Annotated in this window: 10 protein-coding genes; 3 read left to right on the top strand and 7 right to left on the bottom strand. The window is 52.2% G+C overall.

Features of this window, described 5'->3' with window-relative positions; translation table 11 throughout:
• Nucleotides 1-4 precede the first annotated feature (4 nt).
• Nucleotides 5-2,005 (top strand): acetoin utilization protein AcuC, encoded by a 2,001-nt coding sequence (locus EPA93_RS20100; RefSeq protein ID WP_129889227.1) that lies wholly within the window; start codon nt 5-7, stop codon nt 2,003-2,005.
• A 151-nt stretch (nt 2,006-2,156) separates the two neighbouring features.
• Here the strand turns inward: EPA93_RS20100 and EPA93_RS20095 are convergent, their stop codons facing one another.
• A complete protein-coding gene (locus EPA93_RS20095; RefSeq protein ID WP_129889226.1) occupies nt 2,157-3,545 on the bottom strand; it encodes a M20/M25/M40 family metallo-hydrolase in 1,389 nt (462 codons plus the stop codon).
• 213 nt (nt 3,546-3,758) lie between these two features.
• Here EPA93_RS20095 and EPA93_RS20090 point away from each other — a divergent pair, with 213 nt between their 5' ends.
• Nucleotides 3,759-4,610 carry a sensor domain-containing protein gene (locus tag EPA93_RS20090; protein WP_165423274.1) on the top strand — a complete coding sequence of 284 codons (852 nt, stop codon included), beginning with the start codon at nt 3,759-3,761 and terminating at the stop codon, nt 4,608-4,610.
• Between the two features lie 137 nt (nt 4,611-4,747).
• Here the strand turns inward: EPA93_RS20090 and EPA93_RS20085 are convergent, their stop codons facing one another.
• From EPA93_RS20085 to EPA93_RS20060, 6 genes are all read right to left on the bottom strand, one after another.
• Complete coding sequence (locus EPA93_RS20085; RefSeq protein ID WP_129889224.1) at nt 4,748-5,071, bottom strand: DMT family transporter; 324 nt, start codon at nt 5,069-5,071, stop codon at nt 4,748-4,750.
• A gap of 130 nt (nt 5,072-5,201) precedes the next feature.
• On the bottom strand, nt 5,202-5,753 hold the full coding sequence (locus tag EPA93_RS20080) for a TetR/AcrR family transcriptional regulator (protein ID WP_129889223.1): 552 nt from the start codon (nt 5,751-5,753) through the stop codon (nt 5,202-5,204).
• A 196-nt stretch (nt 5,754-5,949) separates the two neighbouring features.
• Nucleotides 5,950-7,323 (bottom strand): cystathionine beta-synthase, encoded by a 1,374-nt coding sequence (locus tag EPA93_RS20075; protein ID WP_129894588.1) that lies wholly within the window; start codon nt 7,321-7,323, stop codon nt 5,950-5,952.
• A gap of 289 nt (nt 7,324-7,612) precedes the next feature.
• Nucleotides 7,613-8,608 carry a glycosyltransferase family 2 protein gene (locus EPA93_RS20070; protein ID WP_129889222.1) on the bottom strand — a complete coding sequence of 332 codons (996 nt, stop codon included), beginning with the start codon at nt 8,606-8,608 and terminating at the stop codon, nt 7,613-7,615.
• A gap of 273 nt (nt 8,609-8,881) precedes the next feature.
• Nucleotides 8,882-9,373, bottom strand: coding sequence for a GtrA family protein (locus EPA93_RS20065; RefSeq protein WP_129889221.1), 492 nt, complete (start codon nt 9,371-9,373; stop codon nt 8,882-8,884).
• 142 nt (nt 9,374-9,515) lie between these two features.
• On the bottom strand, nt 9,516-11,600 hold the full coding sequence (locus EPA93_RS20060) for a glycosyltransferase family 39 protein (RefSeq protein ID WP_165423273.1): 2,085 nt from the start codon (nt 11,598-11,600) through the stop codon (nt 9,516-9,518).
• A 631-nt stretch (nt 11,601-12,231) separates the two neighbouring features.
• Here EPA93_RS20060 and EPA93_RS20055 point away from each other — a divergent pair.
• Nucleotides 12,232-12,666 carry a helix-turn-helix domain-containing protein gene (locus EPA93_RS20055; RefSeq protein WP_129889219.1) on the top strand — a complete coding sequence of 145 codons (435 nt, stop codon included), beginning with the start codon at nt 12,232-12,234 and terminating at the stop codon, nt 12,664-12,666.
• The last annotated feature ends 79 nt before the right edge of the window (nt 12,667-12,745 follow it).

The raw sequence follows: 12,745 nt of genomic DNA, 5'->3' as shown, positions 1-12,745 counted from the left end.
ATATATGTCTGGCACTTCTTCTCAGCATCGAGCTCGTCTGATTTTTGATCCGATAGAATTGCGTTATGACTTTGGTGCGCAGCATCCGTTTCAACAGGATAATCGCTTAAAGGCTCTTTTTGATCTGCTTGAGCTGTGCAATATATGGAGAACTGTCGATGCACAGATGAGCCTGCCTTTGCGAGCCGCGACGATGGAAGAATTGCAGCTGGCGCATTCGCCCGAATACATAGCGGCCGTGCAACGTTTAAGCTCGCCTCTTCCGGCTGAGGCCAGCGCCGGAGAGCGCGAGGCGAGGGGGCAACTTACTTTGCGCTATGGCTTTGGCGATGGTGATACGCCGGCTTTGCCAGGCATGCATGAGATTGCGGCGCACGCGGCCGGTGGAACATTGGTAGCATTAAGCGCTGTGATGGGACTTGCAGAGGGCGGCAAGTTTGCCAGCGAGGAGCAGCGGCCCTTGCACGTATTCCATCCCGGAGGAGGCTTCCATCATGCCTGGGAAGAACGCGCCTCGGGCTTCTGTGTCTACAATGATATCGCTGTAGCGATTGCCCATGTTCTCCAATCCAGCGAAGCCAAAGTGCTCTATCTTGACTTTGATGCGCATCATGGCGACGGAGTACAGCGCGCATTTTATGATGATCCTCGCGTAATGACTGTCTCGCTGCATGAGACGGGACGTTATCTCTTCCCGGGAACTGGCGATGTGCTCGAAGTTGGCAACGGGAGCGGACGTGGCTATTCGGTGAATGTGCCGCTAGAAGCCTTTACTGAAGATGGCTCATATATTGATGTGATGAACTCGCTACTCTCGCCGCTTGTTGCTTCCTTTGCTCCTGATGTGATCATTTCTCAACATGGCTGTGATGCTCATGCCTGGGACCCGCTTACCCATTTAAGTTTGACTATGCGTGGCATTCAAGCGCCGATGCAGGCTGTCCATGAGCTGGCCCATACCTATTGTCAGGGGCGTTGGGTCGCGGTAGGTGGTGGTGGCTATGATCTCTTCCGCGTTGTGCCCAGAGCCTGGAGTATGTTGTGGGCCGAAATGTCCGAGCAGCGTTTGCCGGAGGCTCTCCCGGAAGCGTGGATAAAGCGCTGGCAACCGGCCTGGGAGGCGACGCAAAAGGAGGAGTTGGCGGCCCAACAGGTAATGGGCAAATCGTCGGTACCGTCTAGTTTCCCGACCACCTTTCTTGATAAAATAGAGGATTTTCCTCAGCAGCCGCGGCGCTGGGAGATCTCGCGTACCAACAGACATACTGTCGCCCTGGTGCGCCATCTCTTTATGTCGTCTTATATGCGCCAGGCTTTTCCTGTCGAGCGTCGACGTACCTCGCCACTGGCCGATCTCTTCGATCTCTTGCATATGAATCGCGAGACGGGACCTTCGCGTATTAGAATGCTTGATACAAAAAAAGGCCCGGTCTTTCTACGCGATTTCTGCCCTCCATCTTTTGTCGAGCGCTTACGGCCGGATAGTGAGTTGAGGGCTTTTGCACGTCTGCCGGAGCGAGAGCATCAATTGTTGCTGGGAATTGCTAGAAGCCCTGATTGCGCTTTGACTCTGGGCTATACACCTTCGGGCGAGATTATCGGCGAGGTAACCATTGCGCCGGCGGATGAATGGTGGGAAGGGATAGAGAATCTTTACGAGGTAGCCATTGAGGTAAGTTCAAACTGGCGCAGCCTGGGTATCGCAAGTAAAATGCTGGCCTTTGCTCTGGAACTGGATGCTCTGGAGGATATGATTCTCTTTGCCGTGGGGCTCTCCTGGCACTGGGACTTTGAAGGCCTGGGCCTCTCCATCTACCGCTATCGCGAACTGATCTCGCGGCTCTTTAGCAGCCAGGGCTTTAAAGAATATCCGACGACTGAGCCGAATGTCAGTATGGAGCCGGCTAATGTTTTCCTGGCCCGTATTGGCAATCGCGTCGATCAGCGGACTGCCAACCAGTTCCTCAACCGTGTGCTTAGCGCGCCTAATCTAGCTCGCCTCTGAGCCTGAGAACTTTAGAAGCGTGCGGGAAGCCAGAGAACTAGCCCTGGCTTCCTTTGATCCTTTATCCCTCTCTATTGACCAGGAAAGTACTACTCAGCAGCTTCGTTTCTACTTGGAGAGGCTATTGTTGTCCTCTATAGCGTCTTCTAGCTCAAAGACTCTTTGAGAAGGCGCTAAGATAAGTGAGCATCGCTACTCCCGTCTTAATCCCTTTAAAGAAGCGCTCGATTTCTAGATTCTCGTTGGGAGCGTGATTAGCCTCGTCCACATTAGCGTAAGGTACCTCAAAGACGGGGATGCCCAAGGTTTGCGTGAATACATAGTTAGGCAAACTGCCGCCGGCCGAAGGTACGAGCAGAGGTTCCTCGCCCTGAGCAGCCTGTACTGCCTTGTGAAGCGCCTCTGTATAAGGCGAGGCTAGCGACGTTTTAGCCGGCTCCATAGAGCCCTGACGGAGCAACATGACCTCAGGGGCATGCCTCTGTACATGCGCGGCAACTTTTGCAAAGATCTCATCTGCGGTCTGTGCTGGGACGAGGCGAATATCACACTTGGCAAAGGCTTCATGTGGTAACACACTCTTTGTGCCGGGTCCCGCGTAACCCCCATGTAGGCCATTGATGGTCAGGGTAGGCCAGGCTATCAGGCGCTCAGCCACATCGCGATCAAGCGGCTGGTCGAGATGCTGGATCTCTAGCGTACGCTTGATCCTTTCAACGTCAGTCGGCAATTTTGCGATGGCCTCGCGCTCTAGATTGGATAAAGGAAGCACATTATCATAGAAACCATCAATCGTAATCTCGCCACGCTCATTTTTCATTGTCGCCAGTAAATGAACGAGCGTCCACAAAGGATTAGGAGCAATGTTGCCCCAGTTGCCAGAGTGTAAATCTTGCCTGGCACCGCGAGCTCGCAGCTCAAAGCTAAGGATACCGCGAGCTCCAAAGACAATTTGCGCGCGACCATTTTCGTAAACCGGGCCATCGCTAACAATAAGCAGGTCCGCAGCGAGCTCTTTATGGTACCGTTGAACAAAAGATAGCAGGCGTGGGCTGCCTATTTCTTCTTCGCCCTCAAGTAAGACTTTCACATTGCAAGGTAGCTTGCCTCTACAGGCCAATAATGTCTCAAGGGCCAACAATTGAGCGAAGTGCTGACCCTTGTTATCTCCTGCCCCACGCGCGTAGAGTCGATCGTTACGGATAGTTGGCTCAAATGGTGGCGAAACCCAGGCATCCAGAGGATCAGGCGGCTGCACATCGTAGTGCCCGTAGAGTAAAACTGTTGGGGCATCTGGCGTTGTAGTCAGCTCGGCCAGAACTATTGGCCAGCCCTCTGTTGGGAGAACTTGGGCTTGTAACCCTATATCCTTGATTACTTGCGCAATATAGTTGGCCACTTCTTCTATCCCTTGACCGTAAGCGCTAATGCTGGGCAGGCGGAGATAGGCCATGAGACGCTCAAGAAACTGCTGACGGTGTTGATCAATGTAGCTGAAAGCGTCGCTCAGATCAGGTTGCGCGTTTGAGAATGACGACATAGAGGCTCCTTACAGAATGCTCAGGACAAAAGTAGGATCTTCTGTAACAATACCCTTTCACAGGTCGCTCTGACAAGGCTCTTATACCTTACTGGCAAGGCAAATTTCTTCGACACAAATTTGTAACACTTTAGAGATATTCCCGTGAAAAATAACTGTTATTCTCTAAGTGTCATCAATGATATGTCTTCTACAAAAGGAGTGATAATAGAAATGTTACAGGGGAAGCAGCACGAAAAGCATACTGGAGGTAGTATTCTCTATCTCTTGCTCTCATTTCCATTGGGGATATTCTACTTCGTAACGCTCGTCGTAGGCTTGAGCCTTGGCGTAAGTACTCTTATCATCTGGATTGGTATTCCTATTCTGCTCTTAACCATTGCCTGCGTATGGGGAATGGCGAGTCTTGAGCGTGAGATGGCTGTGAGGCTGCTGCACGTTGACATGCCGACCTACAAAGTAGGTGGGCGCACGGCACATATGAATATATATAAGGGCCTATGGGCACGCATCAAAGATCCGCTGACCTGGAGGAGCCTACTCTTCCTGCTGCTCAAATTCCCCCTGGGAATTTTTGCTTTCAGCCTGACGCTTGTTCTGCTAATGCTGTCTCTTGCCTTTACCCTGGAGCCACTCTGGTACGTGATTAATACTTATATTAATGGTATTCTCATGTTCAATCATATAGAGTCTCATTCATGGTTGCCGTTCCTGGGCTATGTACAGGGGAACTTTGATATATTCCTGTTTGCGCGTTCTTTCCTTGGGGTGCCGCTTGGCATAGCTTTGTGGATCGTCTCCACGAAGATTCTTAATGGTCTGGCCTGGGGCTGTGGCGAGATGGCGCGTTTACTGCTCAGCCCGGAAGAGGTTACCCATCCCAAGGACGAATTTGCTGGTTTCTCGAACATCTACAATGGGTATCGTGGCAACTCTATGGAGCGTACGGAGCGCGGAGAGGGGCTGCAGTATCGAAGCAATGATGCTGAGTATCCCGAGATTCGGGAAGAAATATATAGGCCGCACAGTGCAGCTCAGGTCTATCCAGAGATGCAAATGGAGTAGCGGGACTACAGGGTTGGATAGTAAAATGGATGAATGGTTAAAATCAAATAAATAATGTGAGAGCTCCCTATTCGCCTCAAACTGATAGGGAGCTTTATGCTGTTATGACTAGTCGGAGATAGGGCATCAATAGCACTTTAGTGGGCGCCGCCGAGATTCAGGCCGACGACGCCAAGAATAATTAATATAATAGAGCTGGCCTTTAAAATTGTAAGCGGCTCCTTGAAAAAGAGGATGCCAATGATGGCGATGAGGGCGGTACCCATGCCTGACCAGATGGCATAGACCATGCCAACATCGAGCTTTTTCAATACCTGCGACATGAGATAGAAGCTGGCGAGATAAAATACTGCCACCAGAATAGAAGGAATGAGGCGCGTAAAGCCTTGTGAGAGCTTGAGCGAAGTGGTCCCGCAAACTTCAGCAAGAATGGCCAGGATAAGATAAAGAATGCTATTCATAAGCTGCCTTCCTATTGCATAGATAATTTGTAAAGTTTCTCTACATTTAGTTCCCCTTTGAGGACAAGCCGCAAAAAGGAGACTTTTGCAGACCTGTAGGCGAGAGTGGCAGTGAAGCTGTCGCCCGGGCTTAAGCTTTATCTTGTTGTGGGCGGGCAAGACGCAATAATGTCTCGATGACCTCCTCGCGCAGCTTTCCCTCGGGAGGAGCCAGGCCAAGCAGATCTGCAAACCAGAGCCCATCGACGGCCAGGCGCAGAATAGTGCCTAATGCTGGTGGCAAGCCATCCTGCTCGGCGAGCTCTTGCCAGCTTTGGTAGTGCTGGCGTAGCGTCTCAATCAGGTCTGGATTGTTGGCGATTGCGGCAACTAATCCTGTGAAGGCAGCATTCGCTTCTTGATCCTCGTGACGGCTTGAGCGAATGTAAGCCCGCAGTTGTCGGCCTGCTCCTGGCGTTTCTTGTTCCACAAGATTATTAAATTCGTGCGTAAAGTTGTCAATATGAAAGTTAATCATGGCTTCGATCAGGGCATCTTTGCTCGGAAAGTGATATAACACTCCCCCTTTGCTTAATCCGGCGGCGCGCGCAACTGCCTCAATGGTAAGCTGCGTTGCTCCCTGCTGTTGCACGATGCGATTGGCTGTCTCTAATATATGTTGGCGCGTTGGGTTCATTTTCATAGTAATAACTATACCGTCCGGACGGTATAGCTGTCAAGAGCGAGGCAGTGGAAAAATCCTGTCGAAACGACTTTGGGCAAGGAGGGAAGGTCGCGCGAGTAGAAGAGAGGCTATCCCTTCTCTCGTCGGGGTAGCCTCTCTTCTATGTTAGAAGCATATGTGCGTCTGGGCTTGAGCCCTGTGCAATAAATGTGGCCTATTGCTCGCGCATCTGTGCCCAGAATTCCAGAAGATCGCTCTTGGTAACGATACCTTCCAGAAGCGTATTGCTCATGATAGCAACTGCTGATTGCCCACTACTGAAGAGCGTATAGGCTTCACGCGCGGGCGCATCGGCCTGCAGTTCGGAGAAAGGCGGGCCCTGTACCTGTTGGACCAGGTGTGAGGAGAGCGGTTCGCCGCTGGCCAGGCGTCGTAAGAGCATATCCTCGGTCAGGCTACCAACCATCTGCCCATTCTCCATAACCGGAGTCTGGCTAATTCCATAGCGGCGCAGCAAGCCAACGGCGTCGGCAATTGAATCCTGGGGACTGACACTGACGACAAGCGGCATGCTACGAGAATGATTGCGCCGATAGGTTAGCACATCGCGCATTGTTGGCTGCGCGTTTTCGGCCGGGAGCAGCATCTCGTTCTCGCGCATCCAGGTATCGTTAAATTGCTTGCTCAAGTAGCCTCGTCCGGTATCGGGCAAGAGCACCACTACCACATCATCGGGTGTCAGGCGACGAGCATAAGTCAAAGCGGCTCCCAGCGCTGTACCAGCGGAGCCACCGGTTAGAATGCCCTCCTCGCGAGCTAGGCGGCGCGCCCAATGGAATGAAGAGCGGTCATCGATGCGGATAACCTCGTCAACCAATTGCTGATCATAATTGGTTGGGAACATATCCATACCGATGCCTTCGACCTTATAGGGTTTGGGCGTATCGCCCGAATATACCGAGCCAGGCGGATCGGCCCCAATAATTTTTATCTGCGGGTTTTGCTCTTTGAGGTAGCGGGCCGTACCGGAGATTGTTCCGCCGGTGCCTATACCTGCGACAAAGGCCGAGATACGTCCTGCTGTATCGCGCCAGAGCTCAGGCCCGGTTGTGGCATAGTGGGCGGCCGGATTGGCGGGATTAGAGTATTGATCGGGACAGCAAGCTCCGGGTATATCTTTAGCGAGCCGGTAAGCCACGTTCTTATAGTACTCCGGCGAATCGTGGGTAACGCTGCTGGGACAGATGACAACTTCAGCCCCGTAAGAGCGTAGAAGGCTGCGCTTCTCTTCACTTACCTTGTCTGTCATGACAAAAATACAGTGGTAGCCCTTGATTGCAGCGGCGATAGCCAGCCCGTGGCCGGTATTGCCGCTTGTAGGCTCAACAATGGTGCCTCCAGGTCGCAATAAGCCATGCTTTTCGCAATACTCAATCATGGCGGGTCCAATGCGATCTTTGACGCTGCCGCCAGGATTAAACATCTCCATTTTGGCCAGGACAAGAGGCGGTACATCGCTGGCAATCCGGTTGAGGCGCACAAGCGGAGTATTGCCAATGGCATCAAGTATAGAATTATAGTAATGCATTTTGCCCATCGCAGGGTCTGTTGTATCTTGCACCGACCTGTACCTCTACTTTTCACAAAACTCTTATGGCGCGTGGATCTTCGCCCAATGAGGGAAACGAAGCTCGGGCGCCGTACTTAATGTTGCCCACAGTATAGCACACGTTGCTATTTGTGCGCAGGGCCAATTTAGCATTACTCCCCTTCTTTTTGCCTTCGTTCGCCTATGTCGACAAATTTGTTCACCTCTATTTAGAGGACCATGAGCGTCATAAGCAACATAGAGCCGGCTCGTGCCCAGGTTCGGCACGTCACTCTAGCACGTCATGGACGATATAGAGCGGGCGCGCTCTTACCTCGTCGTAGATGCGCCCCAGATACTCGCCGATAATGCCCAGGAATATGAGTTGAATGCCACCTAGAAAGAGCACAAGGGTGAGCGTAGAGGCCTGTCCGACGATGGCCCCCGTGAAGATGCGCAGGATAGCGGCGATGAGAATGCCGATAAGGCTCAGGGCGGCTAGCATGAAGCCCAGGCTGGTTGCCAGTTGAAGCGGAACATGGCTGAAGCTGGTAATGGCATCGAGCGAGAAGCGAATCATCTTGCTAAGTGGATATTTTGTCGTGCCTGCAAAGCGCTCATGGCGCACATAAGGGACGGCTTCCTGGCGAAAGCCCACCCAGGCCGAAAGGCCGCGCATAAAGCGATGGTGCTCGCGCATTGTGACCAGGGCATCAACGACGCGGCGGTCGAGCAGACGGAAATCCCCTGTATCGCGGGGAATGCTGATCGAAGTAATGCGCTCGATCAGGCGATAAAAGGCGCGCGCTGTCAATAGCTTGAACTTTGTTTCCCCTTCACGCCTCGTGCGCTGGGCATAGACAACTTCGGCTCCCTCCTTCCAGCGCTCGATGAGTGACGGTATCACTTCGGGAGGATCTTGCAGATCTGAGTCAAGGATGATCACGGCCTCGCCGCTGGCGTAGTCAAGTCCGGCTGAAATGGCGATCTGATGGCCAAAATTGCGCGAGAAGTTGATGACGTGTACGCGTGGATCGCGCGTATGGAGCTCGCACATAACGCGATAGGAGTTATCGCTACTGCCATCATTGATGAGAAGGAGTTCAAAAGGCTTCTCCAGACCTTCCATGACGGCGACAACGCGTTCATAGAAATGAGGAATCGTCTCTTCTTCATTATAGACAGGTGCGATGATGGAAAAGGTAGGCACGGGGATATCAGCTTGCTCCTCTTTCTCTGCCCTCTTCCCCCGTGCCAGCTGGATGCGATGCTTATGTATTGACATGGTATCTGCCCTCTTTACCAGGAAATGTTTTTCTAAGGCTGCGACGTTGTTGTGCTCCACATTGTTCCCTTTCAAATGCATAATCTTTGTAAGGGCCCTGTGTCAAGATCTGAGAGGCTCTAGTGCAGGGCTTTTGCTTCGCGCAAGTGGGTGATGAGGCCTACAGGACCACTTTGTACCCCGGTGGAATGCCCCACTCTTTGCCCTTTTTCCTGCCTCTGGCCAGGTTATAATAGCAGGAATCCTGTCAAGCCTGGCCTTAAGACCATGCTACTAGGCTGAATGCTTGCTAAACACGAAACGATCAATCACAGTAAAGTTAATGATCGCAGCGGCGATGATGCCTAGTGCGGAGGCAAGCAGTGCCGGCATCGCCAGGTGCGCTAGCGTGAACACAAGCATATTCAGCAAGGCCGTGCCAAGAATTGAGCCGTGAAAGGCCAGCCAGCGTAGCAACAGGGTATTTTTTCCGCTCCCGGGCAACTGGCGGTCCCGCCAGGTAAAAAGCGTGCTGAGCACAAAGTTAACCTGTGCAGCTAGAAAAAATGCGAGTGCGTTGGCGAGAATTGCGTACACCTGTAGCTTGAGCAGAAGCGCAAGCAAGCCAAGCTGGCATAGCCCGGCCAGGCCTCCTGTAAGAATAAAGCGGACCGGGCGAGCCTTATTCGAAAGGAGGGTGAGAATGATTTTCTGGAGCCCTTTTGTATACAGTGCTCTATAATATCTTATTCGTGATAAAAGAATTTTTATAACTTTTCTCAACATAAAATTTATTCTCGATTTCGTGCATCCCTGCTTGCCAGGTAGGAATTTTGGAGCCAGGCCTGAAGCAAGTAGAAAATGTGTTGGGGGACAGGCGAGAGATCGTCTGCCCCGTGTCCTTCCAGCGGACCAGAAGGCCCGCTACTTAGTGATGGCTTGCGCAGTCAAACATAATTTGGGACAAGGCCCCGCCGGGCTTAATGCTGATCGCCTGGTCCGGATTAGCGCTGTCCGGCTGCAGTTCAGTTGGCTTGACATAAGTGCAGCTGCTAAAGACCCAATCCATGATCTGGCTTTGCAGCGGATAGACAATTTTGGCTTTGCCTGGCCTGGCCTGCTGTTTATTGTCAGATCCACCCATCATCTTAAGCAGCTGGGGAGGTAGGCCGCGTAGATCAATCTTTGGTGCGGGTACCATGATATAACGCACGACATTTTGTGCGACCAGGGCTTTAAACTGTTGCTGGCTCAAAATGGGATCGATGCCGATAAAGCCGCCAAGAGCCATAACTGGTTTAGCTGTATCAAGGATAAGCGGAGCTGCAGTTACACCATTGAGCGTAACGAGCAAGTAGCGCGTCTGCCCCTGGTGAGCCAGTAGATAGCGTTCCAGGGCTGGATCAACGCGCGTGCTATCCGGGATAAAGGAATTCATTAGCTTCTCTGTGGCCTCCTCATATCCTGTGGCCTGTGCGGCAGGTCCGGCCCGCAGGAGCAGTGGGCTGGATACCTGTAAAGGCGTGGCGCAACTCCAGATAGCGGGTCCGATGAGCAGGGCAAGGAGGGCAACGCTTGTCGCGGGCCCTGTCAGGGCAATGTTCTGACGCTTTGCAAACAGACGAGCCACAACCAGAAGCAGTGCCGCGAGAATACATACAACAAGGATGAGCGGCGAGAGCCAGCTGCGCCAACCAGGATAGTAGGTAAGAATAAACCATTGGCAGGCGGCCGTATTGGCCAGGGCAAGGGGGAGTAGCCAGCCGCGCCAACCGGGCTTGCCATAAGCTGCCCAGAGCTTGAGCAGGCCGATAGCCGCCAGCGCACAGATAGCCGGCGCCAGCATGACCAGGTAGTAGGTATGGATGTTGAGGGCAAGGCTAAAGAAGATCAGCATCGTGAGGAACCAGGTTCCCCAGAGTATCATCCCTTGCCCTTCTCTCGTGAGAGGTGCGCGCTTTTGCCTGCGTCCTATGGCTACGATCAAACCATACACGGCTAATGGTACCAGCCAGCCGATCTGACTGCCCAGCTGCTGATTGAAGACGCGAATGGGGCTTGGTAAGCCTGCCTCAAGAATAGCTATCAAGAGGGTCATGCCATTGTAGAGCGAGCCACCCAGGGGTGCCGCTACCCCGCTGGAATGGAAGAGAAAACCCAGGAGGCGCTGTATGCCGTTGTAGCCAAAGGCCAGATCAATTTCTGAATTGCTCGGGCTGGACCCCACATAGGGACGCTGGGTGACCGGCGTCAAATCAACGGCTACAATCCAGGATAGACTAATGAGGGCGAGGACGACGCCAGCCAGGGCCAGGTGGAGGAGCCGGGTGCGCAGGCGTAGCGGAGCACCCAGGAGGTAGAGTAGGGCAAAAGCCGGGATAACCAGGTAGGCTTGCAGCATTTTAATATTGAAGCCAATGCCCAGCAGAAGCGCGCTGAGCAGCAGCCAGCGTAGCTTTCCCGTCTCCGTAGCCAGAAAGATCATCCAGGTTGCCAATAAAGTAACCAGTACCAGCAAGCTATCAGGCGTATTGCTGCGATCTGTGACGATGCAAATTGGCGTAATTGCCAGGGCGAGAGCTGCTAGTAGGCCCGTCGTTGTCCCGAAGCTGCGGCGTACAAGTATGTAGAGGATGGCTACGGAGGCCACCCCGGCCAGGGCTTCAGGGATAAGCAAGCTCAGGCCGCTAAAGCCGAAGAGGCCAGCACTTGACGCCTGCAGCCAGAAAGCCAGGGGAGGCTTATCGATCATCACAAAGCCGCCAGAGTCCAGGGAGACAAAAAAGAAGTTGTGCCAGCTGGTGAGCATACTCTTAACGGCTGCTGCGTAGTAGGGATTGCCATAGCCATTCTGCGTTAAATTGAAAAAGTTGAGGAAAATAGACAACAATAAGATCAGAGCAAGCGCAAGAGAAGGCCAGGCTTTGGCGCCTGAGCGCGCCGGTGCGCGGGGGCTATCTTCTGTTGCAGCTTGCTGAATGGCTATAGTATATTCTCCATGAGGATCTGACATGCTCATCTCCTTGATACATCTTACTCTCGCATATCTTTTTTATCCCCTAATATATTTTAAGAAGTAGGATCAAGATACGCTTTATCTGCTTAAGAGTAAAGAAATTGCGTTATAAGAACTATATTGAACTCTCCAATGCTGATTATAGTGCTCCGGGTACCTGCTTTCCATCGCCCACATTTATTATTTTGTTCTCCCTCCTTTGGGGGAGAAGTGTCTCAAGGCAGGAAAATAGGCAAGCGAAAGTAATACTGAAAGCCTGATAGCTTGTCTTGCTGAGCCACAAATGGTAGAGTATTAGCCTGAAGGAATAGTGAGGACAAACTGATAAACTGTCTAGTGGGATTGGGTATGATGTGGCAAAAGTGGCAGAGGAGGCGATGGGATCGGGTATATCCAGTCAATCTCAAGGGGGATAATTCGGTTAGATCCGTGCCGAGTAAATAGATGGGGTCAGGTGGCGAGAATGCCGGAGCGATTTAGAGAGGTGCCCGTGCCGGCGCAAGTGGCAAGAAAGCCCAGAGATTGAGTCGACATCTATTTGTACATTTTTATAGAGCTATGATATACTTTGCATAACTTATTTGACGTAAACGTCAAAAGTTTCCCTCGAACGGAAAGTACAAGCAATATGGCAGAATTACGACAAATAGGGGCTGTAGCCAGAGAGCTAGGTTTGACACCACGCACTTTGCGCTACTATGAAGAGCTAGGATTAATCAAGCCCGCGCATCGTCTGGAAAATGGTTTGCGTATCTATGACGATGAGGCCTATCAGCGGCTGAAATTTATTAAGCGCCTGCAGTCGATCGGCTATCCTTTATCGGCCATTCGGCTGTTCCTTGCTACACGTGAGGGAATCGCCCAATCGACGGCGCAATTTGCGAGTGTTGAGAGCTTGGAGCAGACAATTCGTGACTTGCATGAGAGATATGAAAGCGTGCAAGAGCGCGTCGGGAAATTAGAAGAAGAGCTGCTCGAAGCTCGCTCACTGGCAGATCAGTTTGCCCGCGATATCGCTTTTTGCAGGCAAAATCTGGAAGAGCGTCGGCTGGCCAAAAATTGAGCCGCCTTACTTTAAGTAGTAGCCCCTGGAAGAATCAGGCCAGACCTGCACGCGACAGGTCTGGCTTTTTGCCATGGCA

The organism is Ktedonosporobacter rubrisoli (genome assembly GCF_004208415.1).
Classification (GTDB): Bacteria; Chloroflexota; Ktedonobacteria; order Ktedonobacterales; family Ktedonobacteraceae; genus Ktedonosporobacter; species Ktedonosporobacter rubrisoli.
This window is presented reverse-complemented; position numbering and strand designations above follow the sequence as displayed.